The organism is Lysinibacillus sp. NPDC097279 (assembly GCF_044761745.1).
Taxonomy (GTDB): domain Bacteria; phylum Bacillota; class Bacilli; order Bacillales_A; family Planococcaceae; genus Lysinibacillus.
On record NZ_JBIWDA010000001.1, the window covers coordinates 1,258,806 to 1,278,877 of the forward strand.

Here is a 20,072-nt window from a genome sequence, read left to right on the forward strand (position 1 = left end):
CCATAGCCTCACGCGATTATTCGTTTAAGCAATCGTATTTTGTTATCTATCATGATTTTCATAATAGGCTTCATCCGCATATTTATGGTCTGTTCCTTTTAGATAAGCTAAAATGATTTTCGGCCGTTTTAGTAAAATCCAGTCGCCATGTTTATCAAACTTTCTACTTGACGTTATCATGCCATTTTGAATCGTCCCGTATTTTTTCCCATTCTTTTTTCCCCACACTTTTAATCGTTTTGCAAAATCTGCATCTTCCGCCATAAGCATATTTTCATTAAATCCACTAATGGATTTATAATCTTTTTTATAACACCAAAAGATACCGACTGAAATTGCTCCATATTTAAAGAGTAGTGGCCCAATTAATAACAAAGTTGAAACAAAAATTCCTAAAGACATTCTTTCAAATTTCCCTGTAACGCCACCACCAATGTACTTTCCAGTCATTAAGTTGTCCACGGCTTTAGACAATACATGTGCATTCATTTGCGTATCCGCATCAATTGTAACGATAATTTCACCTCTAGCGATTTCAATTCCAGCGTTTCTAATTTTCGATAGGTTTTTATCATTATTTTTTAATGTTATACAGTGATACGTTTTAGCAATTTCTTCTGTTCGGTCTGTACATCGATTTAACACAACAATGATTTCAACTTGATCTTTTAATAATTTGGAAGCTTCTATTATGGATTCTAAGCATTTTCCAATGTACTTTTCTTCATTATGAGCGGGTATAACAACTGAAATCCTTATATCTTCTGAAAAATTAGCCTTTTCACTGTTCACAACATCGCTCCTTTCTATAAAGTAATTTTTACATCCTTATTAATAAATCTTTTCTTACTGAATTGTATGAACTAATGGAATTGAATATTTTTTTAGACATATTCATGTTTAATAGCTTATTAAGCATTTTTCTATTGGAAGCGGGGAACTTGCTACGCGCTTATTCTGCACGAGTGATTCTATCAAAGGGGAGTAAACGCTTTTCATAACTACTAAATAAGGGGAGACGGATGGAGAAGCGGAGACATGTTGCTTTTGTAATAAGTGACGCATAAAAAAAGCCTTACTACACTTAAATGTAATAAGGCTCTTCATTATATTTAATCGTATAAATTAGATGCTCCAGTGTCTATTTGTGCTTCAAAGTAACGATTCCAAGGAAGACTTACATCTGAATCAGTTAATGTAGGCGCAGAACTAAAGAATACTAAACCTAAGCTTCGTGGTCCATAAATTTTTTCAATAACACGTCGGCCAGAAAAAGATTTGACAATCTCATTTTGGGCTGCTTGCATTTGAGTTAGCATGAAATTATCTATAGCTTTTATTTGAGAAGCAGACATCGTACTAGACTGACCAGGCACACCACTTTTCATATTCCATTCGTTACCTTTATACGTATTTACAATTTCATTTTTAACATTTTCTTGTCGATTCGATTTGTAACTATAATCTTCTATTATACGGTCAATTGACAAAGAAGCAAACGCTTTTGAAGCATCTCTTAGTTTAGTTGGATTAGTTTCATACTTCATAAAATTCATTCTTGCACCTGCTGTTCCTAAAGCAATGCCCATACGATTTCCTAATGTATTCCAAGCAGAATACGCAAGCATACGAGAAGCATTCGTTCCTGCTAATATGTTGCTCATAATATAACTATCAGCATGAGCGCCATAAAAATCCAACACAACTGTAGGTATACTGTTTACCATATTGCTTTCATAAGCCGAAACTAAGGCACCGCGATAAATTGAAGCAGGACTTAGAATTAGGATACTAACATCTGCTGAGTTTTTATCGGTTACATACGTACCACCGTTAATTTCAATTTGTTTCTTTAAAGTAGCGTGTACATTCTCATAAGCATATTCATCTTTAATGACGGTTGTTTTTCCGTCAGTTCCAAAATATTCAACATAGTATTTTAAAGAAGGCTGGTTGTAAAGTTCTTTCGTCATACGAGCTAATAAGTTTAATGAAATACCGTCAATATCAGATACAATTCTTGATTTAGCAACCCCTAAGACGTTATTCTGTTGCCATGTAAGCCAATTAATCTCATTTGTTTGTACTGTGTTTTCTAATGTATTTGAATCATCTACACCGAAAACGGCATAATCAATTTTACCAGCAGCTGTTTTGTCAACAACTACCTTGTTTAAATCAAACTTTCTCGCTCTCGCTGCATAATATTTGGATTTGGTTGCTTCAGAAATATTAGCAAATTGAATTTTTCCGCCTCCAGCTGGTTTATCTTTAGCATAAGCAACATCGTAGTTAGCTTTAACATTCGCATGGCTTGAAGAATTAAGGTTGCGAGGTATTTTTCCAAATGTACGGAAGTTTTCATAATCTTTCTCTGTTAAACCTTCATACTCAAGGGTAGAAGCAAAACGCATTACTGAATCAAAAACATAAATCGGTTTGTTAGGGAAAGCCTTATCAATTTCATCAATAATATTTAGATTAGAAGTTCCTTGGGAAGTAGAGTACGCTGGTGATAAGCTTCTTGATTCCACTAAACCACCAGAGTGAATCATATCAGTAGAAAAGATAAATCCGTCTGCTAAATGGTCATTATCTTTAATCCATTGAATAACTGCAGAGGCATCACCGCCATGTGACCCAGTCCCTGTATAATCTTCTTGTAAGCTAGTAGCTATAATACTTTTAGGTGGCATGATTAATTTAATACCAGCCGCTGCTGCTGCCTTTTTAACCGTATCCGTGTTCATAGGTCTGTCATCCAATGGCACTAGCATAACGGTTTTATTTGGATTAGCTACTTCAGGAATAGCTGCTTCCGCTTTTGAGAAAGGGAGACTAGATAAGATGAGTCCAGCTGCTAAAACGGAAGCCAAAACCTTTTTCATTTTGTTATTTTTCAAAATAAACGCTCCTTAGTTGTTTTTTATTATAAATATTAAAGACTGATGAAAAATCAGCCTTCGTTTTATAAACAAGTAGTTTAATATGAATATTGATCAATTTCAGCTAATAAAGATGAGCCTGATTGGCCTTCATTAGCTGTAATACGGTCTAGTTGGTGTCTAGGAGAATCCTTAAAGGCAACACCAAATTTAACTGTAGGAGCTAAATCAAATCCTACTTCTAATGCTACTTTTTCAACAGTTGCATTCGTTTGGCCATATGGGTAAGCAAGGGTTTGTGTATTGCCGATTCCTATGTTGTTCTTAATAGCATTATAGGAAGCCTGTAAATCGGCTTTAATACGAGCTTCATATTGTGATTGAGTTTCATTGTAGTATGGTGCTGAAAGTAAGCTTTGACTGGCAGGGCCAGTTACTCCGTCATGCTTTTTGTGAAGATCATGTGTGTGGCTCTGAATATCGACTAAACCTGAATTTTTCATTATTTGAGCTTGGTTCCAATCAAAATGCTTTAAAGAACCAGGAGTTTGTCCCATTTGACTTGTAACGACAAACATTGTTGCTTTCATACCATACTGTTGTAGTATTGGGAACGCTTCTGTGTAGTTATTTTCATAGCCATCATCAAATGTAATAATAATCGGCTTATCAACGCCTGAAGGTAAGTTGCCAGTCGTTTTATATGTTAGGTACTCGTCAAATGAGATACCATCAAATCCAGCATTTTTAAGTGCAGCAATTTGCTCTGCAAATTGAGAAGTCGGCATTTCTGCTCCTGACCCAGTACCAGTTGGTGCAGTTGAACTTATGCTGTGATACATAATTATCGGAAATTTAAACGTATCATGCACAATACCTACAACAAAGTTAGGCGAACCATCCCAATTCACTTCTGTATTATTAAAGCCTTGAGAGAATGTTCTAGTTGGAACCATTGTTCTGCCACCTTTTATATAAGGAGCTTGAGGCAGTGTAAATGGCACCCCATTTTTATAAGCTGTTTTACTTCCTACAGTTACCTTAATTACCGTACCATCATTATCTGTAATTGTGCTTTCCTTAGTTGCCCCATTATAAACAACTGTAGCACCCATCGAAGGGATAATTTGTGATATCGGTACCATTGTTGTGCCGTTCAAAAGTTCTGGAGCAGAATCGGATGTAAACGTAATTTGTTTACCATTTACATAAACATCTGGGGAAGAAGCAGTTCCTGCATAAACATTCTCTGCAGAACTTAAAAGACCAAACCCAATTGCTAGAGCAAGAGAAGAGGATATAAATTTTTTACCCATTCCTTTAATAGCAGATTGGGGATTAGTTTTAGAAAGATTTTTCGGCATTATTTGTAGCACACTCCTTTTTTTCCATAATTAACTATCTCGCTGGCATATACCCGAAACAGGAGAAATATAAACCAACATCCTTTTTCATTCATTCCTAATACACCCAAGAAAGGGGGCGATTAGTACTATTGTAAATTACAACAATATTAATTTTATTATATTAGTATTTATTTTTCACTATTTTTTCGTTACTTTTAAAAATTACCTCATTTTAAATTATCTACCATTTATTCACTCCACATCGACATTTGTGTTTTATTCAGCCATTTCACAAGCCCTCATCAAATAAAAAAATCTATCGAACAGGGTATACTGCATAATAATTTACATATCAAAATCATACGAAAGCTCAGTTTTTATACAGAAAAGCCGCTTCCCCTCAAGGAAACGGCTATAAACACATTGTAATGGGAAAAATAAGTGTAAACACTGTCATTTTTCAAAAGCTAACAATTGATATACACATTTATGCAGTAGAGAAGAACAATTTGGGGTAGTTTATAAGTCTAGACGAATTTAATTCATTCTAATTAAGTTGGTATTGTGAAAAATTTAGAATGCTATACAAAAAAGGGGTCTGTACATGGAAATTCTCATATCAATATTATTTCTCCTCGTATTATTATTAGTTACAAATGTGCTAGCACATTATGTTCCATTCATTCCAATTGCGCTTATTCAAATAGCAGTTGGTATTGTCGTTGCTATACTAGCAAAAGATTTCTCTATCGAGATTGAATCAGAATGGTTTTTATTATTGTTTATTGCGCCGTTACTTTATTATGATGGAGCGCATTTTCCACGAGAACAATTATGGAAGATGCGGTTACCTATTTTAGGTAATGCGATTGTTTTAGTATTGTTAACAACGATTGTTGGCGGTATATTTGTACATTGGATGATTCCTTCAATTCCATTGGCAGCTGCCTTTGCATTAATGGCTATTTTATCGCCAACTGACCCAGTCGCAGTAAACGGCATCGCTAAACGCGTTCATATTCCAGAACATATCATGAATTTAGTTCGAGGCGAATCATTAATCAATGATGCATCTGGATTGATTGCGTTTAAATATGCCGTTGCGGCGATTGTAACAGGTTATTTTTCAATAAAATCAGCAACAATTGACTTTATGTACATGTTCTTTTTAGGCGCACTTATAGGGATATTCGGTGCATTATTTCTGTTTTGGATTCGCCTTCAATTACGCCGCATAGGAATTATAGATGTAACATTTTACGTATTGCTACAAGTACTAGCACCTTTTATTTTATTTTTCCTATCTGAAGAAGTTTTTCACGCATCTGGTGTAATATCTGTCGTTGCAGGAGGCATTATTGCAACCATTATTAAAGAAAAAGCTGAAAGTGTTATTGCACAAGAACATGTAGTAACACAACATGTATGGTCTATCCTAACATTCTCATTAAATGGCATTATATTTATTTTACTTGGATTAATGCTGCCTACTGCAACAAAATTTATTCTCGTTAGTGAAGAAATAAACAATAGTGTTCTTATTTTTTATGTAGTAGTTATTGGTGTGATGGTATTAGGTATCCGCTTTATTTGGACGATGTTTTTCGACCTTCTGGATAAAAAGCTATTTAAGAGTGAAGATACTTTAACATTTAAAGATCATATTGTAACAACACTTGTAGGAGTTCGTGGAACGATTACGATGGTAGGGATTATATCGTTACCGTTCCTAACCGAAAAAGGAGAAAATTTCCCTGAGCGGCAATTACTCCTCTTTTTAGCGGCAGGTGTAATATTATTCACTCTAATCATTGCAACGATCTTTTTACCTTTATTAAACAAACAGGAAGCAATACAACAGTCTAATTTGATGAAGGAAAAACGAAAAATGATTGAACATGCTATTCAAAGTATTCAACTTGAAACGGATGAAGAAAACGCTCCTGTAGCACTAAGTTTAATAAATCAATACAACGCAATGTTATTAAATATAGAACTAGAACAGTCAGAGACAATACTTCAAACTTACAAGCAAAAAATACTGGAAGCTAGGCAAGTTGGGATGGAATTAGAAATATTTTATACCCGTCAATATATGACTGAGCATGGATTTAATCAAACAATTCAACAGGAAATTAACTATATACTGAAAGAAAGAAAAGATATGTTAAATAACCGCTCATTTACTTTATTAAAACGTCGTCTACGTAATTTTATACATGAACGAAAATTAAGCAAACTTCCTATCGATATTGTAGAGCAAATAAATAAGGTTAAGAAAGATTTGACAGACTATGTATCTTCATCCATTGTGAGCCACGTGCAAGAGACGAATGAACATTCCATTGATATTGCGCAAAAGGTGGCGATGTACTATCGTCACATGCAATATGCTACTTATAAAATGGATGCCTCAAAAAAAGAAGAAACAAAAGAATATTTAGCTTTAATAGCAATTGAAGCGCAAAGAAGCCTTATAAACGAATGGTATCAAGCAGGGAATATAAACAATGAAGTCGCAAAAGAACTAAGAAGATTTGTCATTAATTTAGAAAGTGTGATTTTGCTCGAAGAAGAAGAGTGATTATTAACTAGAAAATATATCAACGTCTTGCAATTCACCTATGTTAAGGAACGGTCGATATAGTTTATAAACAAGCAATCCATTCATTATGGTTGCTTGTTTTTCTTTATTTTTTAAGTCAAATGCGCAGTATTTAAAAGTGAAAAAACATATATTGGGGACATTTACAGTTAAATGGAATTTATAGTATGCTGATAATAAAAAAGGAGGAGAGGCATTTATGAGTATACAATTAATTGTCGGCGACGTTACACAAGAACTGGCTAATACACGCCGTATTCTAGAACGATTGCCAGAGGAACATATGACATGGAAGCCGCATGACAAATCTATGACGCTTGGCGGGCTTTCTACGCACCTGATCAACTTACTGAACTGGCAAATCGCCATTATTCAGTACCCAGAGCTAGATCTTTCTAAAGTGCCGCTCCAGCGGGAAGCTCTCGAAAAACGATCTGATTTTCTAGATGAGTTCGATGCAAATGTCGGCAAGTTAGAAAAGTTACTTGCAGCATGTGACGAGCAAACCCTTAGTGAAGAATGGACGCTACGCCAAGGTGATTATATCATTCACCGTGATTCACGAGCAATTGCATTACGTACGTTTGGTATAAGTCACATGGTACATCACCGTGCGCAACTCGGGGTATACTTGCGCCTTCTTGATATACCGATACCAGGCAGCTATGGCCCTTCGGCTGACGACAAAGCTCAATGAGCTATACAAGGGCATATTCTTAAACTTTTCGTTATTAGTAGTCTCCTTGAAGCGATAGCGATGCCTAATGATTAGAGTTGCATATGCAACTCTTTTTCCTTTATCAAGAGCTTTTTTTACATAACATACGTATTCAAACTTTTATCCATCTCAATTTGAACGGGAAACAATAGATGAGAGTATTCTATCTTTTGCTCGTTATTACTTGTAGAAAAGAAAGGAGGAAGTATCACTTTATGTTTGCATTAATTGAACGGCTACACAAAAAGGATGAATTTGTTTTAAGGGAAGTAATTCACGCATATGGAGGATATGTTAAAGCGATTGTCATAAAAGTATTACAACCTAATCAAACGGCGATTGAAGAATGTATAAATGATGTCTTTCATATCATTTGGCAAAAAAGCTATCAATTTACTGGTAATGAGGATGATTTTAAAAAATGGATAGGTGTTATTGCAAAATATAAAGCGATTGATACATATCGAGCGCTTCAAAATAAGCCGAAAACAACAGAATTATTCCCATCAATATCAAGTGTAAATGCTTTACCAGAAAGTATCGTAGAAGAAAAACTTCAAAAAGAGCAACTGTTTATTAAAATTTTAGGCTTAAATAAAACGGATCAGGAAATTTTTTTGCTGAAATATTACTTGGGCTATTCCAATGGAGAAATAGCCGAGATATTTGATATTTCTAAAGCAGCCGTCGAAAATCGTTTATATCGTGGCAAGCTTAAGTTAAAAGAAGAGATGAGCTGGGAGGTATCTAGATGAGTGAAAAAGACTTTATTCGAATCGATATTGATAAAATAGAACCTGTTGAAATCTCAGATTGGGAAATGAAGAACATAGAGAAACGTATTTTACGTGTATCAAAGAAACGTGCTAATAATAAAATCAAATGGTTAAGTGCTATTGCAATGACAGCCATAATAGTTACGAGCAGTACAATTTGGCTACCTGCATTGGCTGACCGTCTACCAATTATTCAGCAATTAATCCAAGTAAATAACAGTCCACAATTACAAGTATTTAGTGACTACGGTACAATTATTAATCAACTAGATGAAAGTAATGGTTCTACAATCGAATTAGCCGAAGCTTTTTTTGATGGTAGCATCGTATCGATAAGTTATGAAATGAAACTTGATAAACCGATCAATGGAAACCCCTTATTTTGGCTAGAACAGTTAGAAGTGAATGGGAATACTGTAAACGTACAAAGTCAGCAGATTATTAAAAAAGATGATTATACGTTAATTGGTATGTTTACGGCAAGAGTTTCAGATGAAGTGATCGATAAAACAATTAGTGTACAATGGAGCCCAGAAGTACTTAAAAGCATGGACTATACAACCCTTATTGAAGGGGACTGGGCTTACCAATTAGAGCTTTCACCAACTAAAGCTCATTCAAAAAAGCTAAACATTCCATTTGGTAATGAACAATACCAGTTAGTGTTTAACCAATTAACAAAGGGAAAATATGCAACGGCGCTGTATTTTGAGGGTAACCTAGATTGGAATACTGAGTTTTTAATGATTGAGATTAAAGATAATGTAGGAAATGTCTATGAGGATATAGGAACATCAAGCTTTAAAAGTGATTCTGGACGAGTAAATGGATACATAGAATTATTCGTTTCCGATACTGCTATTCAAACATTAATTCTTACACCGACGATACGAATTGTTGATGAAAAAACATTAGCAAAGAAGGAAGATATTCAATTACCAATTATTCAAATTCCACTTGAGTAACATTAAATTTCATATTACTAGAACAAAGTTAATAAAGCTAACGAGGTATGATGATGTAAGTGCGATAAACGTACTTTTCTGTTGTTTTTTTTGCATTCCAATGTAGATATAGCAATGTAAAATAAAATCACAAACCAACCTTTTGTTCAATTAATAAAATATTCAAATTATTTTAAAATATAGCATTTTTCTAAGAAGCTAGACTCATTTTTTACGAATTTATGTAAACATATTGTATTCAAATAAAATCCTTAATAAAATGAAAATGGATCTACATTTAAGTGCATGCACGTTTGTTAATTAACATGAATTTCTTATTTTTAAGGAGGCATTTTAATTATGAAAGCAGCAGTCGTAACGAAAGACAAAACAGTAAGTGTAGAAGAGAAACAACTTAGACCATTACAGCCTGGTGAAGCATTAGTGCAAACAGAATATTGTGGTGTATGTCATACAGACCTACACGTTAAAAATGCCGATTTTGGTGATGTCACTGGGATTGTTCTAGGACACGAAGGTATTGGTAAAGTTATTGAAATTGCTGAAGGTGTTACTTCATTAAAAGTTGGTGACCGTGTATCAATCGCATGGATGTATGAGAGCTGTGGTCACTGTGAATATTGTACGACAGGTCGTGAAACATTATGTCGTGATGTTAAAAATGCAGGGTACACAGTTGATGGTGCGATGGCAGAACAAGTTATCGTATCAGCTGATTATGCTGTAAAAGTTCCTGATAACTTAGATCCAGCAGCTGCTTCTTCTGTAACGTGTGCTGGTGTAACAACTTATAAAGCTGTGAAAGTGTCTAATATCCGTCCTGGACAATGGATAGGGATTTTTGGTATTGGTGGTCTAGGAAACTTAGCTGTACAATACGCGAAACATGTTTATGGTGCAAAAGTAATTGCATTTGATATAAATGATGACAAACTGGCGTTTGCTAAAGAAGTAGGGGCAGACGTAGTTGTTAACTTATTAAATGAAGACCCCGTTACAAAAGCGAAAGAACTGACAGATGGAAAAGGTTTAGATGCAACAGTGATTACAGCTGTAGCTAAAACGCCATTCAACCAAGCTATTGATGTTGTAAAAGCTGGCGCACGCGTAGTTGCAGTTGGTTTACCTGTAGATAAAATGGATTTAGATATCCCACGTTTAGTACTAGACGGAATTCAAGTAATTGGCACATTGGTAGGAACTCGTCAAGACTTACAAGAAGCATTCCAATTTGCTGCAGAAGGTAAAGTAGTTCCAAAAGTAACATTACGTAAAATCGAAGAAATTAATGAAATCATGGAAGAAATGGAACAAGGTAAAATTACAGGCCGTATGGTTATTGATTTTACAAAATAATTGAGTTGTTTAACTTAGCTCTTAAATATATTTAATCAACGAGGCACTTCCAATTCGATTCAGCAATCGAGGGAGGTGCTTTTTTGTGCTTAACTTACTGACTATGCTATGCGGGTTGTAAAAAAAGACTGAAGTCAGAGTCAGCCTACTTTGGTTTTCACTTTGACTTCAATCTATAATTTGAAATATGCATGTAAAGATAAATCTCTAGTCTTTGATGTCATAGATACTTCACTATTATCTTCGACAACATCAGAACCTGCTTCTCTATTATATTTAGTTACCCAAAATACACTAACACTTAAAACTATAACAACAAATAGAAGACCCATTTATAGCTTTTTTTCAATTTTCATCAATAGGAACATTCAAAGATAGTAGATCGTTAAATAAGCTTTTTTCCTTTTAAGCAGCAAATTAAAAAATACCTGAAATAGTAACAAAAGCGAAGTATATTACAATAAGGGCAGCTATTGAATTAGAATTAAAGTCATAAGAGTTGTACCTTGGAAAAAAGATGGACCCTAATAAACCAATACGAATGAGCAGTTGGATAAGAACAATCTCCGTTGGATAAAATATGTATGAACTTCAGTAGTTCAAATTTAAAGGTTTGGGAGGACTAAATATGTCATCTGAAATGGGAGAAACACCTCGTACTGGTCGAGACATTAATGATGGAATTGTATATTTTGGTGGGCAAGCTGAGAGTGTTTTTAGCTCATTGGCTGAACCAGCTCGAGTTTCAATACAAAAGAAAGCAGACGACCTAGCTGCAAAGTATCTTGGTAGTAATCCTAATCCAGACTATTTCGAGTGTATTGAAATTGTAGCAGAGGGAGTTTTGACAGCTGGGAACGAAATAAAGGCTAGCAGTGGTTCTTGGGGAGATTCAGTAGATGCAGCACTAGAGGCTGGCGTTGGAACTCCAGCAGCAAAAATAGCTTGTAAAAGAATAACGATGACTGAACATTAATTTTGAAAAGCGAAAAGCATAGGCGTAACAAGCTTATGCTTTTTGCTATTTATTGAATTCTTTTATCCTCTCGGTAATAGTAGTCCAAAGTGTTATGAGCTTTTTTTATTTTGTGTAAAAATTTTACATATTCGGTTAAGTAGCAATAAATTTACATAAAAAACGCAGCTACTAGATAGCCACGCTTGAAAGTGTAATAAACGTTAATTATTCAAATTATGAACGTAAGCTTCAATGGATTTAAGTTGATCTTTGTTAATTTTACTATGAGGTTGTGGGTGGAACCATTGCACTTCTTTATCATGATAGATTCCTCGATAATCAATCCCCTCAATATTTATTTTAAATTGAAAACGTTCGTGGATATTTCCTTCAAACAACGGTGTAATTACCTCGAAATTTTGTAGCATAATGACAATCTCCTTTCTTCTTTTTTGTTGAATATTAATATTCCCATAATTAATTCGCTTATAACCTAACATTAACAATTTAAAATGAAAGAAGATTAGAATTTCATAATAATAAAACAACAAAGTCCATCTTTTATGTTCATAACTTAAAAGTTACATACATATATGAAGATGTAGAAGCCATTCTTATATCTTATTACCACGTATTATACTTTGTAGAGTAATAATGGTATTTTATAAATAGATAGACTTTTCGCTCAATTTAAAAAAGTAGGAGGTTTTCATTATGATATCTTTTTCTAAACCAGATGTAGAACAGTTTTTAAGAACATTTTCGATTGGAGATTTTGCGGTTAGTCCAGATGAAAAACAACTAGTTTTCAGTACAAATTTAAGTGGAAAGTATAATTTATGGGGCATGAATTTACCAAATACGTTCCCGACACCGCTTACTTTTATAGACCAAAGCTGCCAAGGCCTTCTCTATGATAAACAAGGACGGTTTATCATTGCTGGTTTTGACCAAAATGGGAACGAAAATACGCAATTTTATGGAATTCCACTTCAAGGTGGAACAATGAAAAAGATTATTTATGAAGAAGGTACCCGTAATTCCATGCCAATTTTATCCGAAGATGGGAACAAGCTTTATTATACATCTTCGAAAGGAAATCCTTTGTATTTAAATGCATATGTTTATGACTTGGTGACAGGTGAGGAAGAAACGGTTCTTATTGGTGAAGATGCGCCCACTTATTTAATCGATTTTAGCCCGAATGAAAAGGTAGCCCTCTACTATAAACATTTCTCGAATACGTATACATTACTATACGCTAAACGAGGAGAGGAACATATTCTCCTGACACCGCCAACAAATCAGCAACATACGGTTAGTGACGCAGTGTTTGTATCCGATGAACTCATCTATTTATTAACGAATTATGATGCTGATTTTACGTATTTGGCTTCGTATAATTTAGAGACAAACGAATTTGTAAAATTGAAAGATTTTGAGAATGAAAGCTTTACTAGGTTGAAATATAACAAAGAAAATCAGTACTTGTATGTAATCAGTGAAAAAGGTGTAGAAGATCATTTATACATGTATGATTTACGACTGAATAATTGGGAAGAACTAACTTCACCATGCAGTGTCATAGAAAAACTTATCGTTAATAAATCAGGTAGTTTGTATTTGTTAGGACGAAGTGCTACGACGCCACATAATATTTATCAATTTAAGGAAAATAGATGGACAGCTTTAACGGAATACACAGTGCCAGGTGTAAGTCCAAGTGAATTAGTTGAGCCAGATGTGGTTACTTATTCTTCCTTTGACGGACTTGAAATAGAGGCCTTATTTTTCAAAGCTAAAAAGGAAAATGATAATGGAGAAATCATCTTTTGGCCACATGGTGGTCCGCAAGCTGCCGAGCGTAAATTTTTTAGAGCTTCCTTCCAATTCTTTTTAAAAAATGGGTATAGTATCTTTGCTCCGAATTTCCGTGGGTCAACAGGCTATGGATTGGCTTTCACGAAAATGGTAGAAGGAGATTGGGGACACGGTCCACGCCTTGATAATGTAGCAGGTCTCGACTGGCTCATAAATAATGACTACGCGGAAAAAGGCAATATTTTATTGATGGGCGGAAGTTATGGAGGGTACATGGCCTTATTGCTTCACGGTAGACATGCTGAATATTTCAAAGCCGTAGTAGATATATTTGGTCCATCTGATTTGTTTTCATTTATCAACTCGGTTCCTGAGGACTGGAAGCCAATTATGGACAGATGGGTAGGAAACCCTGAACGAGACAAGCAAAAGCTTATTGAATACTCACCATTTACGTATCTAGAAACGATGGTGAAGCCAATGCTAGTTATCCAAGGAGCGAATGACCCACGAGTTGTGAAAGAGGAGTCTGATCAAATCGTGCAAGCTTTAAAAGATAAAGGTCGTGATGTCGAGTACATGCTTCTTGAAGACGAAGGACATGGGTTCTCTAAAAAAGAAAATGAAATTGCTGTTTATCAAAAAATTCTTTCATTTTTAAATCAATTCGTTGAATCTAAAGTAAAAGCATAATTAACAGAAAAGAGATTCAAAAATTCTTTCTTAAAATATAAAAAAGACTAGGTTCTACTATTGTAGGACCTACAGCTTGTCGACAAAAGGGATTGAGAATAGAAATCTTAATCCCTTTTGTTATTTTTATTGTAAAAAATGGGCTCTTTCTTTCTTGTTGCCATTCTCTTCGAGCATCCCCTCCTTATGAAGCTGTTTGCATAATTATAGTAGACTGCTAGCAATACATATAAAGCTGATTGGAGTGAAGGACGGACGACTACTGCTTAGAACGCACAATACGTAAGACGGCAACAGATCGCGCGCTAGCGAGGGTTGCGGCTTACGATGTGCCCGCGGAAAGCGACTGCCCATAACGGAAATCAACGGCAGTAGTCATCGCCTAGATTAGTTTTAAATAAAAAAAGACTATAGACAAATTCGAAAAATTTCGAGTTTGTCTATAGTCTGTGGGTTCTACTAATGTAGAACCTAGTCTCGTTTACCTAATTTAGGAAACGCCCAAAAAGTCCTGATATGTACGAGTATTGAGCAGTCGTCGTTAGATTTTTCATTAGCATTACTTAATATGTGAGCTAAGAATAATAAGTGTAATACCCGTAAATAGGCAAACGATTCTCATCACAGGAATTTTATCAGCTAGTCCAAACAAAGCAATTGCAGTCGTCACAATTAAAACTGTTGGACCAACCAATGCCAGCATTGTATTAATATAAAATGCTTTTTCTAAACTATTTAACTTGAGCATTAAAAATCCAGCACTTACTTCAATACTTCCAGACAATACACGTAAAATAACCATAGCAAGAAGAGATTTTTCAATAATTGTCATCATCCTACCTTTATAGAATTTTCGCTTCTATTAAAATTTCATTATTAGAATAATTATGAAATTCTGCTTTAATGAAATACTAAAATCAATATATGTATCGTTCGTATTAAATATACTTGTTATATTTTCATTAATAGTGTTACGTTTAAAAGTGATTTTCTAGTTAAAAGAATAAAGAAATATTTCAAAACGTGACATTATTGTAAAAATCCGTTGTGCTCTTGTGAGTAGTATTTTTATAGTAAAATGTCATATGTAATTTTAGCCGATTATGAGGAAATTTTAAAAAATATATTGACAAAATAATTTTTTTCTGTAAAATGAAAAACAATTCAAAAATATTTGTATAGAACAAAGGCTATGAAAAGAAATAGTATCAATTATTTTTACGAACAGAAAGTTACCGGTTGATGAGAGGTGCATGTAAAACGATTGAGAATTCATCTTGGAGCTGTGTACCGAAAAGATCATTCTAAGTAGGCTACACCGGTAAGCATCCGTAATCATGTGCGAGAGTATCGTCTAAATGACCGTACTTCTTAAGGTAAGTAATGTGAATTACTTATAAATTAAAGGTGGTAACACGAGTTGAATCGTCCTTTTGGTCAATCCAAAAGGGCGTTTTTTTTTATTCCTTTTTTTAAGCAAAGTATTTGAAAATCTAAACGTATTAGGAGTATGACATTATGAAAGACAATCATCAAGAAGATTCACAGCTTAAGCGCGGATTAAGTACGCGTCATATGCAGCTTATTGCACTTGGCGGATCCATTGGAGTCGGTTTATTTTATGGCTCTAGTTCAACAATTCAAATGGCAGGGCCATCTATTTTACTAGCTTATTTAATTGGTGGTTTAGTTATTTTCACAATTATGCGGGCATTAGGTGAAATGGCAGTAGAAGAACCTGTATCAGGTTCGTTCAGTACGTACGCGAATAAATATTTAGGACACTTTGCCGGGTTCTTATCTGGTTGGACGTATTGGTTCATGTGGATTGTCGTTGGCATGGCAGAATTAACTGTAGTCGGTGTATACATTAACTATTGGTTCCCTGATATTCCACAATGGTTAACTGCCCTTGTAGTACTTATCATTATGACACTTGTAAACTTAGCAAATGTAAAAGCTTATGGCGAATTCGAATTCTGGTTTGCAATGATTAAAGTTGTTGCAATTATCGGTATGATCGTGCTAGGATTAGCCATTATTTTCTTCGGTGTTGGCAACCAAGGGGAAGCAATTGGTTTCGATAACTTATGGGCACACGGTGGCTTCATACCAAACGGTTTCCATGGAATTTTAATGTCACTCGTATTAGTTATGTTCTCATTCGGTGGGGTTGAATTAGTAGGTATTTCTGCAGGAGAAGCAAAAAATCCTAGCAAGTCAATTCCTTCAGCTATTAACAACATCATTTGGCGTATTTTAATTTTCTACATAGGGGCATTAGGCGTTATGATGGTGATTTACCCTTGGAACGAAGTTGGTTCAGAAGGTAGCCCGTTCGTTCAAATTTTCGATTATGTCGGCATCCCAGCTGCGGCTCACATTATCAACTTTGTTGTAATTACAGCAGCAATGTCTGCATTTAATAGTGGTTTATACGGTTCAGGACGTATGCTACACAATTTATCGGTCCAAAAAAATGGTCCGAAATATTTTAAAACAGTAAGCAAAAACGGTAGTCCGCATAGAGGGATTTTATTTTCTTCAGCAATGTTATTAATTGCAGTTGTCTTAAACTATGTTGTACCTGAAAAAGTGTTCATCTATATTTCTGCTGTTGCAACAGTTGCAGTCATTACAAGCTGGATGATTATTTTATTAGCTCAATTGAAATTTAGAAAGTCAAAAACGAAAGAGGAAGTAGCTGAACTGAAATTCAAAATTCCGCTTTATCCACTTTCAACGTATATTGCCATAGCATTCTTATTAATGGTTATTGTGTTAATGGCGTTTATTCCAGATATGCGTGTTGCGCTATATGTCGCACCAGTTTGGTTTTTAATCTTATTTATTGGTTACAAAGCAAAAAATGTGAAAAAGTAATTCATGCTTTGCAAAATAAGTGACCGATATTAGCTATGAGCGTTATCGAGATGGGCAACGGTAGGTTGTTTTCAATCTCGATAGCGCTCATCGCATTATAATCAATAAAGTAATCATCCCATTATCCAAAAGGAGAGTTATCATTCATACGAAAATTATTAGGAACTGAAGCAAAAAACACTATAGGTAATCGACGTATCCAAGCCCTCCTCCTCGCCAAATAATTTTAGTTTACATAATATAAATACCTTAGACGCCACTTTCTAAATATCGGATGTTACTCATAATTTATCGTTTAAAAGGGGATTATTCGTTTAAATAATGCTAATTATTGTTTAATGAAGATTTATCCAATATTTTTATAAATTATTCAAACGAGTGACAAACTTAGCTGGTTGTTACAGAATGTTTTTTTATTCAAGCGATCCACACCTTGGGCTCTTTAATCATGGCATTTGTAGTATATCAATTTAATAAGTACTGATATTTGTTAAATTTAGAATCGAATTTGGTGTATTTGAAGACTAAATCTTTATACATTTTGAAACACCTCTATAAAGTTTTGAGCAGCCTTGGACAAGCTATGATCTTTTAGCCATATTAATCCGACTGATCCAGTCAACTCGGTTGTGCTTGCTATCCGATAAGCATTTATTGGATATCCTTGAAAGCGATGAAGTAAGGTTTCTGGAATAACAGATGCAGCAAAATCTGCTGTAACTAGATCCATCAAAAGACTGATATCAGAACATTCTCCAACAATATTAGGATGAAGTTTAAATCGAGAAAAAGTTTCTAGTATTAAGTAATGTACACCTAGACCCTCAGTACTAGGAATTAGGAGTGGGTAATGTTGAATTTCAGCCAGTGTTACTTCCTGATCAAATGAAGTCTGCTTTCTAGATGTGATGAAATAAAAAGGTTCGTTACAGAGATGGAGGACAGAAAAATCGTCCAAATTTAATGGCATGCGGATAATTGCTAATTCCACAATTCGATCTCTGATTAATTGACAAAGAATAGAAGATTCATTTTGTTGAATTTTATAAGTAATCTTTGGAAATTGTTTTTGATATTGCTCAAGAATATGCGACAATCCATTAACAGAAAAAGTGTTTACCCCAATTGTTAATCTTCCATTTATGCCTTTCCCGACTTCCATTACCTCTGTTTTGGTTTCCTCCATCAATTGAGTTATTTCTAAAGCATTTTTGTATAGGGCATTTCCCGCCTCTGTCACTACTAAATATTTCCCACTTCGCTCAACTAATTTTGAACCGAGTTCCGTCTCCATTGCTTTCAATTGCTGGCTTAATGGTGGTTGGGATATATGAAGTCTTTTAGCAGCAGCAGAAATCTTCTTTTCTTCTACAATTGCAATAAAATAGCGTAGTTGCCTAATATCCATAATTAACATCCTTTCCATTAGGTATATGAAAAACATTAGTAAAACAAATATTATTAATATTTTTCATATACGTAACCTCATGATAACATGTTTTGTAAGGGGAATCTGGCTATTTAAATCTGAAAGGGATTTTTAAAGTTTCCTTGTAGTTATGATTACCACAAGTAACTTGACTCTATAATACGGGGAAAGTTCACCTGTACAATCAAATAAAAATTTGGAACTTCGGTTATTTTCCACGACTGCAGAAGGAGACATAGAAACCTTTATTGATTTATTGAGGAGCTGGAGCAATTACAACATTAACTAATCGTCCAATAGTTGGATGAAGATAGTATTATGGTGTATCAACGCTGGGGTGAGTTAAATTCTTAGGATATGCTTAATGATTGATAGAAGGGATTGGATGAAATGAGTTCTACTTATTGGTTAACAAATACACGTTTAGAGACAAGCTTCCAAATCGAAGATGGCGTAGTAACTGCTACACATACGGATTGTTTCCATTTGCTAATTAAAGACGGAAAGATTGAAAAAATAATATCTTCTATTGAGGAGATAAACGATGATTTGCCAAGGGAAAATGCGCAACATCTACTGGCACTTCCATCTTTTATTGAAAAACACTGCCACTTGGATAAAACATTGCTTGGTGATCGATGGCGTTCTGTAACACCCGTGCGTAATATCTTTGAACGTCTTGAAATCGAAAAAGAGGTTCTTCCTTCGCTGAAGACGACCACACAGGAACGTGCGGAAAGGTTACTTGGAATATATGTGAAATCAGGTATTACGCATGTACGTACACATGTAGATATATATCCAGAATTCGGATTAAAAAATTTAGAAGAAGTTCAAAAAGCATTGCACTCGTATAAGGGGAAATTAACGCATGAAATTGTTGCCTTTCCTCAACATGGCTTATTACGTACAGATTCAAGAGAGTTAGTAAGAAAAGCATTACAAAATGGAGCGACACATGTTGGCGGTGTTGATCCAGCTACTGTAGATGGAGATATTGATGCCTCATTAAAAGCAATGGTGGAATTAGCTGTAGAAGGAAAAGCAGGAATCGACTTGCATTTGCATGATCCGAATCATTTAGGGATTTTTACAATAAAGAAACTAGCTCAGTTAACAATAGAAGCTGGTTTGCAAGGAAAAGTATCGATTAGTCATGCTTTTGGGCTTGGAGATATCCCTTTATCTCAAGCTGAAGAGATGGCTATATTACTTGCCGATGCGGGAATTACGATTATTTCTAGTGTGCCAATTAATCGGAAATTTCCTCCGATGGGCCTATTACGACAAAATGGCGTGTCTGTTGCAGTAGGATGCGATAATATTTTTGATGTTTGGTCACCGTTTGGTAATGGAGATATTTTAGAAAATGTTGGACGTTTAGCTGAAATTTCTGATTGGGTGGATGAACGTTCATTGGCACAAGCACTCAGCTATATTACTGACGGTAAGACGCCTCTTAATTATGAAGGTGAGCAAGTTTGGCCAAAAGTTGGCGATGAGGCAAATATTGTGTTGGTCGACGCTTCTTGTTCTGCTGAAGCAGTTGCACGGAGAGCCAAGCGAGTAGCTACAATGTTCAGAGGGCAATTAGTTTCAAGTTCTCTCAAATAAACTCTATAAATAATAACTTGAAT

The 20,072-nt window shown here is 34.8% G+C and carries 15 protein-coding genes and 1 other annotated feature; of the genes, 9 read left to right on the top strand and 6 right to left on the bottom strand.

The genetic code is table 11. The features are described from left to right. Positions 1–42 precede the first annotated feature (42 nt). From ACIQ1H_RS06390 to ACIQ1H_RS06400, 3 genes are all read right to left on the bottom strand, one after another. Positions 43–792: a glycosyltransferase gene (locus ACIQ1H_RS06390; protein ID WP_402887389.1), complete on the bottom strand. Its 750-nt coding sequence runs from the start codon at positions 790–792 to the stop codon at positions 43–45. A gap of 320 nt (positions 793–1,112) precedes the next feature. Further along, entirely contained in the window at positions 1,113–2,903 is a 1,791-nt protein-coding gene (locus ACIQ1H_RS06395) for a DUF4127 family protein (RefSeq protein WP_402887391.1), read from the bottom strand. Between the two features lie 80 nt (positions 2,904–2,983). After that, a complete protein-coding gene (locus ACIQ1H_RS06400; RefSeq protein ID WP_402887392.1) occupies positions 2,984–4,249 on the bottom strand; it encodes a stalk domain-containing protein in 1,266 nt (421 codons plus the stop codon). A 586-nt stretch (positions 4,250–4,835) separates the two neighbouring features. Here ACIQ1H_RS06400 and ACIQ1H_RS06405 point away from each other — a divergent pair. From ACIQ1H_RS06405 to ACIQ1H_RS06430, 6 genes are all read left to right on the top strand, one after another. Then, positions 4,836–6,815, top strand: a complete 1,980-nt coding sequence (locus tag ACIQ1H_RS06405) for a cation:proton antiporter (protein WP_402887394.1) — start codon at positions 4,836–4,838, stop codon at positions 6,813–6,815. A gap of 220 nt (positions 6,816–7,035) precedes the next feature. After that, positions 7,036–7,533: a DinB family protein gene (locus tag ACIQ1H_RS06410; RefSeq protein WP_402887396.1), complete on the top strand. Its 498-nt coding sequence runs from the start codon at positions 7,036–7,038 to the stop codon at positions 7,531–7,533. A 236-nt stretch (positions 7,534–7,769) separates the two neighbouring features. Beyond that, positions 7,770–8,309, top strand: a complete 540-nt coding sequence (locus tag ACIQ1H_RS06415; RefSeq protein WP_402887398.1) for a sigma-70 family RNA polymerase sigma factor — start codon at positions 7,770–7,772, stop codon at positions 8,307–8,309. Beyond that, entirely contained in the window at positions 8,306–9,295 is a 990-nt protein-coding gene (locus ACIQ1H_RS06420) for a DUF4179 domain-containing protein (RefSeq protein WP_402887400.1), read from the top strand. The genes ACIQ1H_RS06415 and ACIQ1H_RS06420 overlap by 4 nt, the downstream gene beginning before the upstream one ends. 339 nt (positions 9,296–9,634) lie before the next feature. Then, positions 9,635–10,651, top strand: a complete 1,017-nt coding sequence (gene adhP, locus ACIQ1H_RS06425; protein ID WP_402887402.1) for an alcohol dehydrogenase AdhP — start codon at positions 9,635–9,637, stop codon at positions 10,649–10,651. A gap of 628 nt (positions 10,652–11,279) precedes the next feature. Then, on the top strand, positions 11,280–11,627 hold the full coding sequence (locus ACIQ1H_RS06430; protein WP_402887404.1) for a hypothetical protein: 348 nt from the start codon (positions 11,280–11,282) through the stop codon (positions 11,625–11,627). A 203-nt stretch (positions 11,628–11,830) separates the two neighbouring features. Here the strand turns inward: ACIQ1H_RS06430 and ACIQ1H_RS06435 are convergent, their stop codons facing one another. After that, positions 11,831–12,037 (bottom strand): hypothetical protein, encoded by a 207-nt coding sequence (locus tag ACIQ1H_RS06435; protein WP_402887406.1) that lies wholly within the window; start codon positions 12,035–12,037, stop codon positions 11,831–11,833. A gap of 286 nt (positions 12,038–12,323) precedes the next feature. Here ACIQ1H_RS06435 and ACIQ1H_RS06440 point away from each other — a divergent pair, with 286 nt between their 5' ends. Next, entirely contained in the window at positions 12,324–14,123 is a 1,800-nt protein-coding gene (locus tag ACIQ1H_RS06440) for a S9 family peptidase (protein WP_402887408.1), read from the top strand. Between the two features lie 559 nt (positions 14,124–14,682). Here the strand turns inward: ACIQ1H_RS06440 and ACIQ1H_RS06445 are convergent. Further along, positions 14,683–14,958 (bottom strand): YqhV family protein, encoded by a 276-nt coding sequence (locus ACIQ1H_RS06445; protein WP_172771477.1) that lies wholly within the window; start codon positions 14,956–14,958, stop codon positions 14,683–14,685. A gap of 348 nt (positions 14,959–15,306) precedes the next feature. Continuing rightward, positions 15,307–15,559: a binding site (T-box leader), on the top strand. A gap of 82 nt (positions 15,560–15,641) precedes the next feature. On the opposite strand from ACIQ1H_RS06445, the gene ACIQ1H_RS06450 reads away from it, so the two are divergent. Continuing rightward, positions 15,642–17,006, top strand: a complete 1,365-nt coding sequence (locus tag ACIQ1H_RS06450; RefSeq protein ID WP_402887410.1) for an amino acid permease — start codon at positions 15,642–15,644, stop codon at positions 17,004–17,006. A 532-nt stretch (positions 17,007–17,538) separates the two neighbouring features. On the opposite strand, the gene ACIQ1H_RS06455 is transcribed toward ACIQ1H_RS06450, so the two are convergent. Continuing rightward, positions 17,539–18,414: a LysR family transcriptional regulator gene (locus ACIQ1H_RS06455; protein ID WP_402887412.1), complete on the bottom strand. Its 876-nt coding sequence runs from the start codon at positions 18,412–18,414 to the stop codon at positions 17,539–17,541. A 411-nt stretch (positions 18,415–18,825) separates the two neighbouring features. Here ACIQ1H_RS06455 and ACIQ1H_RS06460 point away from each other — a divergent pair, with 411 nt between their 5' ends. After that, positions 18,826–20,049, top strand: coding sequence for an amidohydrolase (locus ACIQ1H_RS06460; protein ID WP_402887414.1), 1,224 nt, complete (start codon positions 18,826–18,828; stop codon positions 20,047–20,049). Positions 20,050–20,072: the final 23 nt, after the last annotated feature.